The organism is Pseudomonas sp. MB-090624 (assembly GCF_003205245.1).
GTDB lineage: Bacteria > Pseudomonadota > Gammaproteobacteria > Pseudomonadales > Pseudomonadaceae > Aquipseudomonas > Aquipseudomonas juntendi.
The window spans coordinates 160,138-174,243 of sequence record NZ_QJRK01000001.1 but is presented as its reverse complement, the minus strand read 5'-3'; the positions used below and the strand labels follow the sequence as shown (position 1 = coordinate 174,243).

10 protein-coding genes are annotated in these 14,106 nt (G+C 63.6%); 4 read left to right on the top strand and 6 right to left on the bottom strand.

The features are described from left to right. Positions 1-2: 2 nt before the first annotated feature. From ttgB to DMX12_RS00815, 4 genes are all read left to right on the top strand, one after another. Positions 3-3,155: a multidrug efflux RND transporter permease subunit TtgB gene (gene ttgB / locus DMX12_RS00830; RefSeq protein ID WP_029887533.1), complete on the top strand. Its 3,153-nt coding sequence runs from the start codon at positions 3-5 to the stop codon at positions 3,153-3,155. Further along, a complete protein-coding gene (locus tag DMX12_RS00825) occupies positions 3,152-4,606 on the top strand; it encodes an AdeC/AdeK/OprM family multidrug efflux complex outer membrane factor (protein WP_054912198.1) in 1,455 nt (484 codons plus the stop codon). Before ttgB ends, DMX12_RS00825 begins: the two co-directional genes overlap by 4 nt. Positions 4,607-4,804: 198 nt before the next feature. Further along, the gene (locus DMX12_RS00820) at positions 4,805-6,061 is read left to right on the top strand and encodes an OprD family porin (protein WP_110675692.1); all 1,257 of its coding nucleotides are present in this window, start codon (positions 4,805-4,807) and stop codon (positions 6,059-6,061) included. A 199-nt stretch (positions 6,062-6,260) separates the two neighbouring features. Further along, entirely contained in the window at positions 6,261-6,773 is a 513-nt protein-coding gene (locus DMX12_RS00815; RefSeq protein WP_054914179.1) for a DUF962 domain-containing protein, read from the top strand. 180 nt (positions 6,774-6,953) lie between these two features. On the opposite strand, the gene pcaC is transcribed toward DMX12_RS00815, so the two are convergent. The 6 genes from pcaC to DMX12_RS00785 all read right to left on the bottom strand — a co-directional run bounded on the left by pcaC (position 6,954) and on the right by DMX12_RS00785 (position 13,826). Next, positions 6,954-7,346 (bottom strand): 4-carboxymuconolactone decarboxylase, encoded by a 393-nt coding sequence (gene pcaC / locus DMX12_RS00810; protein ID WP_047583944.1) that lies wholly within the window; start codon positions 7,344-7,346, stop codon positions 6,954-6,956. Positions 7,347-7,356: 10 nt separating this feature from the next. Next, entirely contained in the window at positions 7,357-8,148 is a 792-nt protein-coding gene (pcaD, locus tag DMX12_RS00805; RefSeq protein WP_110675690.1) for a 3-oxoadipate enol-lactonase, read from the bottom strand. An 11-nt stretch (positions 8,149-8,159) separates the two neighbouring features. After that, complete coding sequence (locus tag DMX12_RS00800) at positions 8,160-9,512, bottom strand: 3-carboxy-cis,cis-muconate cycloisomerase (protein ID WP_110675688.1); 1,353 nt, start codon at positions 9,510-9,512, stop codon at positions 8,160-8,162. A gap of 9 nt (positions 9,513-9,521) precedes the next feature. Then, the gene (locus DMX12_RS00795; RefSeq protein ID WP_110675686.1) at positions 9,522-10,811 is read right to left on the bottom strand and encodes an MFS family transporter; all 1,290 of its coding nucleotides are present in this window, start codon (positions 10,809-10,811) and stop codon (positions 9,522-9,524) included. Between the two features lie 201 nt (positions 10,812-11,012). Continuing rightward, complete coding sequence (gene pcaF, locus DMX12_RS00790) at positions 11,013-12,218, bottom strand: 3-oxoadipyl-CoA thiolase (protein WP_175442624.1); 1,206 nt, start codon at positions 12,216-12,218, stop codon at positions 11,013-11,015. 261 nt (positions 12,219-12,479) lie between these two features. Then, complete coding sequence (locus tag DMX12_RS00785; protein WP_054912070.1) at positions 12,480-13,826, bottom strand: MFS transporter; 1,347 nt, start codon at positions 13,824-13,826, stop codon at positions 12,480-12,482. Positions 13,827-14,106 lie beyond the last annotated feature (280 nt).

Genomic DNA, 14,106 nt, shown 5'->3' with positions numbered 1-14,106 from the left:
CCATGTCGAAGTTCTTTATCGATCGCCCGATCTTCGCCTGGGTGATCGCCTTGGTGATCATGCTGGTCGGGGCCTTGTCGATCCTGAAGCTGCCGATCAACCAGTACCCCAGCATCGCGCCGCCGGCCATCGCCATCGCCGTGACCTACCCGGGCGCTTCGGCGCAGACCGTGCAGGACACCGTGGTCCAGGTGATCGAGCAGCAGCTCAACGGTATCGACAACCTGCGTTATGTGTCGTCGGAAAGCAACTCCGACGGCAGCATGACCATTACCGCCACCTTCGAGCAAGGCACCAACCCCGACACCGCGCAGGTGCAGGTGCAGAACAAGCTGAACCTGGCCACCCCGCTGCTGCCGCAGGAAGTGCAGCAGCAAGGTATCCGTGTTACCAAGGCAGTGAAGAACTTCCTGATGGTGATCGGCCTGGTGTCCGAAGACGGCAGCATGACCAAGGACGACCTCGCCAACTACATCGTCTCCAACATGCAGGACCCGATCTCGCGTACTGCCGGTGTGGGCGACTTCCAGGTGTTCGGTGCACAGTACGCCATGCGCATCTGGCTCGACCCGGCCAAGCTGAACAAGTTTCAGCTGACCCCGGTCGACGTCAAGAACGCCGTGGCTGCGCAGAACGTGCAGGTGTCCTCCGGCCAGCTCGGCGGCCTGCCGGCCATGCCGGGTACCCAGCTGAACGCGACCATCATCGGCAAGACCCGCCTGCAGACCGCCGAGCAGTTCGAGAAGATCCTGCTCAAGGTCAACAACGACGGTTCCCAGGTGCGCCTGGGGGATGTCGCCGAGGTTGGCCTGGGCGGTGAAAACTATGCCATCAGCGCCCAGTTCAACGGCAAGCCGGCCTCCGGTCTGGCCGTGAAGCTGGCCACCGGCGCCAACGCCCTGGACACGGCCAAGGCGCTGCGCCAGACCATCAGCGACCTGGAACCCTTCTTCCCGCCTGGGGTGAAAGCGGTATTCCCGTATGACACCACGCCGGTGGTCACCGAGTCGATCAGTGGCGTAATCCATACGCTGATCGAAGCCGTGGTGCTGGTGTTCCTGGTGATGTACCTGTTCCTGCAGAACTTCCGCGCCACCATCATCACCACCATGACCGTGCCGGTGGTGTTGCTGGGTACCTTCGGCATCCTTGCCGCTGCGGGTTTCAGCATCAACACCCTGACCATGTTCGCCATGGTGCTGGCCATCGGCTTGCTGGTGGACGACGCCATCGTCGTGGTGGAGAACGTCGAGCGGGTCATGTCCGAAGACGGCCTGCCGCCCAAGGAGGCGACCAAGCGCTCCATGGAGCAGATCCAGGGCGCCCTGGTGGGTATCGCCCTGGTGCTGTCGGCGGTTCTGCTGCCCATGGCGTTCTTCAGTGGCTCCACCGGCGTAATCTACCGGCAGTTCTCCATCACCATCGTTTCGGCCATGGGGCTGTCGGTGCTGGTGGCGCTGATCTTCACCCCTGCCCTGTGCGCGACCATGCTCAAGCCGCTGAAAAAGGGCGAGCACCACACCGCCAAAGGTGGCTTCTTCGGCTGGTTCAACCGCAACTTCGACCGCAGCGTCAACGGCTACGAGCGCAGCGTGGGTGCCATCCTGCGCAACAAGGTGCCGTTCCTGCTGGCCTATGCACTGATCGTGGTTGGCATGATCTGGCTGTTCGCCCGCATCCCTACCGCGTTCCTGCCCGAGGAAGACCAGGGCGTGCTGTTCGCCCAAGTGCAGACCCCGGCCGGCTCCAGTGCCGAGCGCACCCAGGTGGTGGTCGACCAGATGCGTGAATACCTGCTCAAGGATGAAGCCGACACCGTGTCGTCGGTATTCACCGTCAACGGCTTCAACTTCGCCGGCCGTGGCCAAAGCTCGGGCATGGCATTCATCATGCTCAAGCCATGGGGTGAACGGTCCCAGGAAAACAGCGTGTTCGCCTTGGCCCAACGCGCCCAGCAGCACTTCTTCACCTTCCGCGATGCCATGGTGTTCGCGTTTGCCCCACCGGCGGTGCTGGAACTGGGTAACGCCACGGGTTTCGACGTGTTCCTGCAGGACCGCGGCGGTGTCGGCCATGCCAAGCTGATGGAAGCGCGCAACGAGTTCCTGGCCAAGGCGTCGCAGAGCAAAGTGCTCAGTGGCGTACGCCCGAACGGCCTGAACGACGAGCCGCAGTACCAGCTGACCATCGATGACGAGCGTGCCAGCGCCCTGGGCGTGACCATTGCCGACATCAACAACACCCTGTCCATCGCCTTGGGTGCCAGCTACGTCAACGACTTCATCGACCGTGGCCGGGTCAAGAAGGTGTACATCCAGGGCGAAGCCAACGCGCGGATGAGCCCTGAAGACCTGCAGAAGTGGTACGTGCGCAATGGCGCTGGCGAGATGGTGCCGTTCTCCTCCTTCGCCAAGGGTGAGTGGAGCTACGGTTCGCCCAAGCTGTCGCGTTACAACGGTGTGGAGGCCATGGAGATTCTCGGTGCCCCGGCGCCTGGCTACAGCACCGGTGAAGCCATGGCCGAGGTCGAGCGCATTGCCGGCGAACTGCCTAGCGGTGTGGGCTTCTCCTGGACCGGCATGTCCTACGAGGAAAAACTCTCCGGCTCGCAGATGCCGGCACTGTTCGCCCTCTCGGTACTGTTCGTGTTCCTGTGCCTGGCAGCGCTGTATGAAAGCTGGTCGATTCCGATCGCCGTGGTGCTGGTGGTACCGCTGGGTATCATCGGTGCACTGATCGCCACCAGCCTGCGCGGCCTGTCCAACGACGTGTACTTCCTGGTCGGCCTGTTGACCACCATCGGCCTGGCGGCGAAAAACGCCATTCTGATCGTCGAGTTCGCCAAGGAACTGCACGAGCAGGGTCGCAGCCTGTACGACGCCGCGATCGAAGCCTGCCGCATGCGTCTGCGCCCGATCATCATGACCTCGCTGGCATTCATCCTTGGCGTGGTACCGTTGACCATCGCCAGCGGCGCGGGCGCCGGCAGCCAGCACGCCATCGGCACCGGCGTGATCGGCGGCATGATCAGCGCGACCGTGCTGGCAATCTTCTGGGTACCGCTATTCTTCGTCGCAGTGTCGTCGCTGTTCGGCAGCAAAAAGCCGGAAAAAGACGCCACCCCTGAAACTCCACGTTATGAGGCTGGGCAATGACCAAGTCTTTGTTGTCCCTGGCGGTAACCGCTTTCATTCTGGGCGGCTGCTCGCTGATCCCTGACTACCAGACCCCGGAATCGCCGGTGGCTGCGCAGTGGCCGCAAGGCCCTGCATATTCCCCCACGCAATCGGCAGACGTCGCCGCTGCCGAACAGGGCTGGCGCCAGTTCTTCCGTGACCCGGCACTGCAGCAGCTGATCCAGACTTCGCTGGTCAACAACCGCGACCTGCGTGTTGCCGCACTGAACCTCGACGCGTACCGCGCGCAGTATCGCATTCAGCGGGCCGACCTGTTCCCGGCGGTTTCCGCCAACGCCAGCGGTAGCCGCCAGCGGGTACCGGCGAACATGTCGCAAACCGGTGAGTCCAGCATCACCAGCCAATACTCGGCCACGCTGGGTGTTAGCGCCTATGAACTGGACCTGTTCGGCCGGGTACGCAGCCTGACCGAGCAAGCCCTGGAAACCTACCTGTCCAGCGAACAGGCACGGCGGTCCACGCAAATTGCCCTGGTGGCCAGCGTGGCCAACGCCTATTACACCTGGCAGGCCGACCAGGCGCTGTTCAAGCTGACCGAAGAAACGCTGAAGACCTACGAGGAAAGCTACAACCTCACCCGTCGCAGCAATGAAGTGGGCGTGGCCTCGGCACTGGACTTGAGCCAGGCACGCACCGCCGTGGAAGGGGCCCGGGTCAAGTATTCGCAGTACCAGCGCCTGGTCGCCCAGGACGTCAACAGCCTGACCGTGCTGCTGGGCACCGGCATTCCTGCCAACCTGCCCAAGCCGCTGGAGCTCGACGCCGATCAACTGGCGGAAGTACCGGCCGGCTTGCCGTCCGACATCCTCCAGCGCCGCCCGGACATCCAGGAAGCCGAACACCTGCTCAAGGCCGCCAACGCCAATATCGGCGCCGCCCGCGCAGCGTTCTTCCCAAGCATCAGCCTGACGGCCAACGCCGGCAGCCTGAGCCCCGACATGGGCCACCTGTTCTCCGGCGGCCAGGGCACCTGGCTGTTCCAGCCGCAGATCAACCTGCCGATCTTCAACGCCGGCAGCCTGAAGGCCAGCCTGGACTACTCGAAAATCCAGAAGGACATCAACGTCGCCAAGTACGAAAAAACCATCCAGACGGCCTTCCAGGAAGTCTCCGATGGCCTGGCAGCGCGCAAGACCTTCGAAGAGCAATTGCAGGCGCAACGCGACCTGGTGCAAGCCAACCAGGACTACTATCGCCTGGCCGAGCGCCGCTACCGTATCGGTATCGACAGCAACCTGACCTTCCTCGATGCCCAGCGCAACCTGTTCAGTGCCCAGCAAGCGCTGATCGGCGATCGCCTGTCGCAGCTGACCAGCGAGGTCAACCTGTACAAGGCGCTGGGCGGTGGCTGGTACGAGCGCACTGGCCAGGCCAACCAGCAAGCAGCGGTGGATACACCCAAAGGCTGACCTGGCTCGGTACAGCACAAGGCCCACCCTGGCGGTGGGCCTTTTTCATGGCTGCTGCAAAATGTGTCAGTAATTAACCAACTGGAACATTCCGTTCGATTATCGCCCCCTTCCGTTTGCGACGAATTGCCTCACCCCCGCCTCACGCCGCACCATCCCCCCACGCAACGCCCCATAAAAACAAGAGATCCACGACAGATGAGCACTTCGCAAACCGCACGCCAGCTGCTGCCCGGCCTGTTGGCCATGTCCTGCGCCCTCCCCGTCTTCGCTGCCGACCAAGGCGGTTTCCTGGAAGACGCCAAGGCCACCCTCAACCTGCGCAACTTCTACATCAACCGTAACTTCGTTGACCCGGCCAACCCACAGGGCAAGGCCGAAGAATGGACGCAGAGCTTCATTCTGGATGCCCGCTCCGGCTTCACCCAAGGCACCATCGGTTTCGGCGTGGACGTGCTGGGCCTGTATTCGGTCAAGCTCGACGGTGGCAAAGGCACCACCAACACCCACCTGCTACCCGTGCACGACGACGGCCGCCCAGCCGATGATTTTGGCCGCCTGGGTGTGGCGTTGAAGGCCAAGCTTTCCGAAACCGAACTGAAAGTCGGGGAATGGATGCCGGTGCTGCCGATCCTGCGTTCGGACGACGGCCGTTCGCTGCCGCAAACCTTCCGCGGTGGCCAGCTGACCTCCCGGGAAATCGCCGGCCTGACGCTGTACGCCGGCCAGTTCCGCGGCAACAGCCCGCGCAACGATGCCAGCATGGAAGACATGTCGATGAACGGCAAAGGCGCGTTCACCTCCGACCGGTTCAATTTCGGTGGCGGCGAATACACCTTCAACGACAAACGCACCATGATTGGCCTGTGGGATGCCCAGCTCAAGGACATCTACCACCAACAATACCTGAACCTGACCCACAGCCAGCCGCTGGGCGACTGGACCCTGGGCGCCAACCTGGGCTACTTCATCGGCAAGGAAGACGGCGCCGAGCGCGCCGGCAAACTGGACAACCGTACCGCCTCGGCGCTGCTCTCGGCGCGCTACCAGGGCCATACGTTCTACGTGGGCCTGCAAAAGGTCAGCGGCGACGATGCCTGGATGCGAGTCAATGGCACCAGCGGCGGGACCCTGGCCAACGACAGCTACAACTCCAGCTTCGACAACGCCAAGGAACGCTCCTGGCAGGTGCGCCATGACTTCAACTTCGCCACCGTTGGCGTTCCCGGCCTGACCCTGATGAACCGCTATATCAAGGGTGAGAACGTGACCGTCGGCAACGTTGATGATGGCAAGGAATGGGCCCGGGAGACCGAATTGGCGTACGTGATCCAATCGGGCAGTTTCAAGGACCTGTCGGTGAAATGGCGCAACTCCACCATGCGCCGTGACTTCAGCACCAACGCCTTCGACGAGAACCGCCTGATCGTGAGCTACCCGCTGAACCTGCTGTAAGCCCTGCCAATGTGCGCCATGGCCCCGCTGGATAAGCCCGCGGGGCGCCCCTGCCATTCGCCCCGCTGATGATAGTGGTGGCTGCGGGCTATCCTGAGCTATACCCGTTGCCTGTACCGGGCCTGTCGCGGCGTGTGACCGCCGCGCAGTGCCCTGACAGGCAGCTTGACCAGCCCAGGCAAACCAGGGAGGCACAACAATGAAAACGCTCGTCGACCACCTGAGCCAGTACGCCAGTTACCACCGCGACCCGCGCAACATCGTCACCCACTTCATCGGCATCCCCATGATCGTGCTGGCAGTCACCATCCTGCTGTCCCGCCCCGGGTGGGAGGTTGCTGGCATATGGCTGTCCCCTGCCCTGCTGGCGGCAGCGGCTTCGGTCTGGTTCTACCTGCGCCTGGACCTGCGCTTCGGGCTGGTGATGGGGGTGTTGCTGGGCTTGTGCCTGTGGGTTGGCCAGGTGCTGGCGGTGCAGCCTACCGGGCTTTGGCTCGGTGCCGGGGTGGGCGCGTTCGTGCTGGGCTGGATCATCCAGTTCGTCGGCCACTATTACGAAGGCCGAAAACCGGCGTTTGTGGACGATATCAGTGGCCTGATCATCGGGCCTTTGTTCGTGGTGGCAGAAGCGGCCTTCATGTTGGGCTTGTGCCCGGCCCTGAAGCAGGCTGTGGAAAGCAACGCAGGCCCGGTGGCCATACGCTCGATGTAACCGTGGCACCTGAGCGGCCTTGTGTCGCGCTGTAATCCCGGCACCTGTGTAGGAGCGGCCTTGTGTCGCGATGGGCTGCGCAGCGGCCCCGGCAATCGTAGCTGCGAAGCTGATATTCCGGGGCTGCTGCGCAGCCCATCGCGACACAAGGCCGCTCCTACAGGCGGGGCCGCGTGAGGGTCAGCTACGCGACTCTACCCCTAGCTCGTCCCACACCGACTCCGCCAGGTGGAAGGTGGCGTTGGCCGCTGGAATGCCGCAGTAGATCGCGCTCTGCATCAGCACTTCCTTGATCTCGTCGCGGGTCACGCCGTTGTTGGCCGCCGCGCGCAGGTGCAGCTTCAGTTCGTCGTTACGGTTCATGCCGATCAGCATGGCAATGGTGATCAGGCTGCGGGTGTGACGTGGCAGGCCGGGGCGGGTCCAGATGTCACCCCACGCGTGGCGGGTAATCATTTCCTGGAACTCGCCATTGAAGTCGTTGAGCTTTTCCAGGCTGCGGTCCACGTGGGCATCGCCCAGTACCGCGCGGCGTACTTGCATGCCGGCGTCGTAGCGTTGTTTCTCGTCCATGGCAGGGTCCTCAGTGAGCCAACAGGAAGGCGAGCACGCGGCGGCTGAACGCCTCGCCAATCTCGACGTTGGACAGGTGCGCTGCCGGGAACTCGACGTATTCGGCACCGGCAATACCGGTTTGCATGAACTGGCCGTGCGCCGGGGTGGTTACCACATCTTCTGTCCCTGCCACGATCAACGTCGGCACCTGGATGCGACCGAGTTGCTCACGGAAGTCGGCATCGCGCACCGCCGCGCAGTTGCCGGCATACCCCTGGGGGCTGGTCTGCGCCAGCATCTGGCAGATACGCTGGGCCTCTGCGGCTTGTGCCTGGGCAAAGCCTGGGGTGAACCAGCGGGCAATGGACGCATCGCGCAGGTCGACCATGGCCTGCTGGCCGCCCTTGAGCACGGTGTCGATACGGGTGTTCCACACCTCGTCATTGGCGATTTTGGCGGCGGTGTTGCACAAGGTCAGGCTACGCAACCGGTCACCGGCATTGATGCCCAGCCACTGGCCAATCAGGCCACCCATCGACAAGCCGACAAAGTGCGCCTTGGCAATGTCCAGGCCATCGAGCAACGCCAGCACATCGCGGCCCAGTTGCTCCATGGAATAAGGGCCTTCGGTGACCAGCGATGCACCGTGGCCACGGGTGTCGTAGCGCAGCACCCGAAATTGCTCGGCCCACAGCGGCATCTGGGCGTCCCACATGCCCAGGTCGGTACCCAGCGAGTTGGACAGGACCAGCACCGGGGCGTCTGCCGGGCCATCGAGTTGGTAATTCAAAACGCCATCGGCCAGTTGCAAATGCGCCACAGCGGTCTCCTTCAGGCAGTAAAACGTTGATGTTCGGACACGGCGCGCGCCACCCAGACGCGGGCCTGGCCCAGGTAATGGGCAGGGTCGAGCAAGCGATCGAGTTCCTCGGCGGACAGTTCGGCGCTGACCTGCGGCTCGTCACCCAGCACGACACGCAGGTGACGCTGCTCGGCCACGGCGCGCTGGCAGCATTGCTCCAGCAGGTGGTGGGCGCGGTCGCGGCCCAGGCGCTGTGCCAGCACAATGCTCACTGCCTCGGCCAGCACCAGGCCCTGGGTCAGGTCGAGGTTGCGGCGCATGCGGTCGGCATCCACCTCCATCCCCTCGGCAATCACCTGGGCCTGGCGCAACGCACCGGAGACCAGGCAGCAGATTTCTGGCAGGGTTTCCCATTCGGCATGCCACAACCCCAGGCTGCGCTCGTGTTCCTGGGGCATGGCGCTGAACATCGTCGAAACCAGCCCCGGCACCCGGGTGGCGGCCCCGATCAGAACGGCGGCCCCCACCGGGTTACGCTTGTGAGGCATGGTCGAAGAGCCGCCCTTGCCCGGCGCGGAAGGCTCGAACACCTCGCCAGCCTCGGTTTGCATCAGCAAGCTGACATCGCGGCCGAACTTGCCCAGGCTGCCGGCGATCATGCCCAGCACCGAGGCAAACTCCACCAAGCGGTCGCGCTGGGTGTGCCAAGGCTGTTCCGGCAGGGCCAGCCGCAGTTGCTCGGCCAGCGCCTCGGCCACCGGCAGCGCCTTGCTGCCCAAGGCCGCCAGGCTGCCCGAGGCGCCGCCGAACTGCAGCACCAGCAAGCGCGGGCGCAACGCCTGCAAGCGCTGGCGATGGCGGGTCACGGCGCCAAGCACCCCGGCCAGCTTCATGCCCAAGGTCACCGGCGTGGCATGTTGCAGCCACGTGCGCCCCACCATGGGGGTGTCGGCGTGCTTCAAGGCCTGCTGCGCCAAGGTTTCGGCAAGCTGGCCAAGGTCGCTTTCCAGCAAGTCGAGGGCAGCGCGCAACTGCAATACCAAGCCGGTGTCCATCGCATCCTGGCTGGTAGCGCCCAAGTGCACATAACGCTCGGCCTCGGGCACGCCGGTGGCGATCACCTTGCCCAACGCCTTCACCAGCGGGATTGCCGAATTGCCAGCGCTGGCGATGGCATTGGCCAGGGCGCCTACGTCATAGCGCTCGGCCTGGCAGGCCGCCTCGATGGCGGCCACGGCGCTGTGCGGAACCAAGCCGACCGAAGCCTCGGCGCGGGCGAGCGCGGCCTCGAAATCCAGCATGCCCTGCAGGCGGCCACGGTCGGAAAACACCTCGCGCATGGCCGGCGCGGTGAAGTAGGCGTCGAACAGTTGGTTGCTCATGCAGCTTCCTTAATGATCATGGTGCAGGTACTCGGCCTGCTTCGGCAGGCGCAGGCTGAACAGGAAGGCTATCGCCATCATCGCTGTCACGTACCAGTAGAACGTATTCTCCATACCCATGGTCTTCAGCCCCAGGGCCACGTACTCGGCCGAACCGCCGAATGCCGCGTTGGCCACCGCGTAAGCCAGGCCTACACCCAGCGCGCGAACTTGCGGCGGGAACATCTCGGCCTTCACCAGGCCGCTGATCGAGGTATAGAAACTGACGATGCACAGTGCCAGGCTGATCAGCACGAAGGCCATGAACGGGCTGGTCACGGTTTTCAACGCCATCAGCAGCGGCACGGTGAACAGCGTTCCCAACGCGCCGAACAGCAGCATGGAATTGCGTCGGCCAATACGGTCGGACAGCATGCCGAAGAACGGCTGCAGCACCATGAACAGGAACAGTGCAGCCGTCATCACATAACTGGCGTTCTTCGCCGTCATGCCAGCGGTATTCACCAGGTACTTCTGCATGTAGGTGGTGAAGGTGTAGAAAATCAGCGACCCACCTGCGGTGTAGCCCAGCACGGTGATGAAGGCTGCAGCGTGGTTGCTGAACAAGCCTTTGATGGTGCCGGCATCCTTGTCCTGACGGGTTTCGGCGCTGCTGGTTTCGTGCAGCGAGCGGCGCAGCATCAACGAGATCAGTGCTGCAATGGCCCCGACCACGAACGGAATGCGCCAGCCCCAGGCACGCAGCTCATCCTCGGTCAGCAGCTGCTGCAGGATCACTACCACCAGCACGGCCAAAAGCTGGCCGCCGATCAGCGTCACGTACTGGAACGAGGCAAAGAAGCCGCGCTGGCCGCGCAGGGCCACCTCACTCATGTACGTGGCGGTGGTGCCGTACTCGCCACCCACCGACAGGCCCTGGATCAGGCGCGCCAGCAACAGCAGCGCCGGGGCCCAGGTGCCAATGCTGGCATAGGTGGGCAGGCAGGCGATCATCAGCGAGCCGAAGCACATCATCAGCACCGAGATCATCAGCGAGTTCTTGCGGCCATGGCGGTCAGCGAGGCGGCCGAAGATCCAGCCACCAATCGGGCGCATCAAGAAGCCTGCGGCGAATACCCCCGCGGTGTTCAGCAACTGCACCGTGGGGTCGTCGGAGGGGAAGAACGCCGGGGCGAAGTAGATCGCGCAGAAGGCATAGACGTAAAAGTCGAACCATTCCACCAGGTTGCCCGAAGAGGCACCAACGATAGCGAAGATGCGCTTGCTGCGCTCTTCACCGGTGTAATAGGCTGAGGTCATGGTGAGATTACTCCTGAAGGGTCCCAGGTTATTCTAGACATACCTGGTAACACCTCGTTCCGCCTTGAGGCTGGCAATTGGCCTTGAGTCGAAGGTGCCGGCCCCTTCGCGGGGCAAGCCTGCTGCCACAGTTTGCCGTTGTGCAGTGGGCAACGACCATACTGTGACACCCGGCTTGCCCCACGAAGGGGCCAGGACAGGTCAAACCCGTTCGATGGCCAGCGCCAAGCCTTGGCCGACGCCCACGCACATGGTCGCCAGGCCTTTACGGCCACCGCTTTTCTCCAGTTGATGCAGCGCCGTCAGCACCAGGCGAGCACCGCTCATGCCCAGCGGGTGGCCCAGCGCGATCGCGCCGCCATTGGGGTTCACCTGCGGCGCATCATCGGCCACGCCCAGCTCACGCAGCACTGCCAGGCCTTGGCTGGCGAACGCTTCATTGAGCTCGATCACATCGAAATCATTCACCGCCACACCCAGGCGCTCGGTCAGCTTACGCACTGCCGGGACCGGGCCAATGCCCATCACCCGTGGCGCAACGCCACCGCTGGCCATGCCGAGAACGCGGGCACGCGGGGTAAGGCCATGCTTCTTCACCGCTTCAGCCGAGGCCAGGATCAGTGCTGCCGCACCATCGTTGACGCCCGAAGCGTTGCCGGCGGTGACGGTCTTGTCCGGGCCGTTGACCGGCTTGAGCTTGGTCAACGCTTCCAGGGTGGTCTCCGGGCGCAGGTGTTCATCACGCTCGACGATCACTTCACCCTTCTTATGGGCGATGCGCACCGGCACGATTTCTTCGGCAAAAAAGCCGGCTGCCTGCGCTGCAGCGGCCTTTTGCTGGCTGCGCAAGGCGAAAGCATCCTGGTCGGCGCGCGATACCTGATAATCGTCGGCCACGTTGTCGGCGGTTTCCGGCATGGAGTCCACGCCGTACTGGCTCTTCATCAGCGGGTTGATGAAGCGCCAGCCGATGGTCGTGTCTTCCAGCTTCATGTTGCGCGAATAGCCGCTTTCGGCCTTGCCCATGACGAACGGGGCCCGCGACATCGATTCCACCCCCCCGGCGATGGCCAGCTCCATTTCCCCGCTGGCAATGGCGCGGAAAGCAGTGCCAATGGCATCCATGCCCGAGGCACACAGGCGGTTCAGGGTGACGCCCGGAATGCTTTCGGGCAGGCCGGCCAGCAGCAGCGCCATGCGCGCCACGTTGCGGTTGTCTTCACCTGCCTGGTTAGCGCACCCGAAGAACACCTCGTCAACCTGGTCCCACTGCACACCGGGGTTGCGCTCGATCAGCGCCTTCAGTGGCACGGCGGCCAGGTCGTCGGCACGCACACCGGCCAGGGCACCGCCAAAGCGGCCAATCGGGGTACGGATGGCGTCACAGATGAATACGTCTCGCATCAGGCTTCTCCTGCCGGCTGGCCATGGGCCGCGGCGGTACGGGCATCAAGGTCACGCGGGGTGGCAGCTTGATTTCGGTGGGTTCGGTGGTGGTCTGCACGTGGCATTGGAGGCTCCTGGTCAGGGTGCTTCAGTAAGCTCAGATTAAGGAGGCCGGTGGGTAGCTTACAATCCGATAATCGACTATTCGTGCGATTATCGAACTATTTGTTGCCTTGCTACCCACCTTCGTACAGCGCCTGGCCGGCAAGGCCGGCCTCGCTATCAGGTGGCGTCGGCGTGGCTCACCAGCCCTTTCACCACCACCCCAACGGTAGCCAGCGCCGCCGGCACCAGCAGCGCCGTGAGCACCTGCTCGAAGCTCCAGCCCAGGCCCAACAGGGTTGCGCCGCTCCAGGCCCCGAGTATCGCGCCGAAGCGGCCGATGCCCAGCATCCACGATACCCCGGTCGCCCGGCCTTGGGTCGGGTAGAAGCGCGCCGCCAGCGACGGCATGGCCGACTGGGCGCCGTTCACGCACATACCAGCCACCAGTACCAGCGTAGCCAGCAAGGTGATATTGCCCAGGCTCTGCCCTACGGCGTAGGCGAATACCCCGGCCAGCAGGTAGAAAATGCCAATCACCTTGTGCGGGTTGAAGCGGTCCATGGCCCAACCCACACCGACCGCACTCAGCACGCCACCAAACTGGAACAAGGCACCGATAAAGGCCGCCTGCTCCATGCTCGCGCCACTGTCACGCATCAGGGTCGGCAGCCAGCTGGTCAGCAGATAGACGATCACCAGGCCCATGAAATAAGTCAGCCACAGCAGTACGGTACCCAGGCCGTAGGTGCCAGAGAAAATCACCGAGAACACGTTGCGGGCGGCCACGGCCTTCTGTTCCGGCACGCTGAAGCTCGCCGCCTCGGCCACCACCTGCGGGGCGATCGGCGACAAGGTCTTGCGCACCCTGTCAGTGCCACGGTTACGCACCACCAGGAAGCGCGCCGACTCCGGCAGCCAGACCATCAGCACCACGGCCAGCAGCAACGGCAGCACGCCACCGACTACCAGCAGGCTGTGCCAGCCATAGGCCGGGATCATTTTCGCGGAAATGAAGCCACCGCCGGCCATACCCAGGTTGAAGCCGCAGAACATGCTGGTGACCAGCAGCGACTTGAGCCGCTCTGGGGTGTACTCCGACAGCAGCGTGGTGGCGTTGGGCATACCCGCCCCCAGGCCAAGGCCGGTCAGGAAGCGCAGCACCAGCAACTGGTCGACGTTGGTGGCATAGGCCGAGGCCAGGCTGAAGCCACCGAATACCAGTACAGCACCCACCAGCACGCCCTTGCGGCCAAAGCGGTCGGCCAGCGGCCCCGAGCCCAGGGCGCCGAAGACCATGCCGATCAACGCGGCACTCATCACCGGGCCCAGGCTGGCACGGTCAATGCCCCATTCCTGCGACAGGGCCGGGGCGATGAAGCCCATGGCGGCCGTGTCCAGGCCATCGAGGAAGACGATCAGAAAACACAGCAGCACGACCCGCCACTGATAGCGGGACAACGGTTGCTGATTGATGAACGACTGGACGTCAAGGCTTGCGCCGACGTTGGTTTGCGCTTGGTTCATTGTTGTTATCCAGAATAGGGGGCACAGCCAGGCCATTGCACTCGGCTAGCCGGTACAGGTGGGCAACGCTAGGGAAAATGGCCTGGGTCAGCCTGGATACAACGAAACTGCATGCGGGTGCGAGCGCAGCAGCCTAGGGACAGTATGCATGGTATGTGCCTCATGTTTTTCTTGTTCGGTCGGCACAGCCGACCGTTGCGAGAGACATTAATCAGCGGGCGCAGGTGACGCAATTCGCCGCGAGCGACACTGTGCGTTTATCGCACAGGAAACCGTTTTG

What these genes read in the sequence shown, in the direction of transcription:
- pcaC (WP_047583944.1), bottom strand. Translation starts at nt 7,346, where the DNA reads ATGGACGAGAAACAACGCTACGACGCCGGCATGCAAGTACGCCGCGCG.
- DMX12_RS00820 (WP_110675692.1), top strand. Translation starts at nt 4,805, where the DNA reads ATGAGCACTTCGCAAACCGCACGCCAGCTGCTGCCCGGCCTGTTGGCC.
- DMX12_RS00815 (WP_054914179.1), top strand. Translation starts at nt 6,261, where the DNA reads ATGAAAACGCTCGTCGACCACCTGAGCCAGTACGCCAGTTACCACCGC.
- ttgB (WP_029887533.1), top strand. Translation starts at nt 3, where the DNA reads ATGTCGAAGTTCTTTATCGATCGCCCGATCTTCGCCTGGGTGATCGCC.
- DMX12_RS00795 (WP_110675686.1), bottom strand. Translation starts at nt 10,811, where the DNA reads ATGACCTCAGCCTATTACACCGGTGAAGAGCGCAGCAAGCGCATCTTC.
- DMX12_RS00825 (WP_054912198.1), top strand. Translation starts at nt 3,152, where the DNA reads ATGACCAAGTCTTTGTTGTCCCTGGCGGTAACCGCTTTCATTCTGGGC.
- DMX12_RS00800 (WP_110675688.1), bottom strand. Translation starts at nt 9,512, where the DNA reads ATGAGCAACCAACTGTTCGACGCCTACTTCACCGCGCCGGCCATGCGC.
- DMX12_RS00785 (WP_054912070.1), bottom strand. Translation starts at nt 13,826, where the DNA reads ATGAACCAAGCGCAAACCAACGTCGGCGCAAGCCTTGACGTCCAGTCG.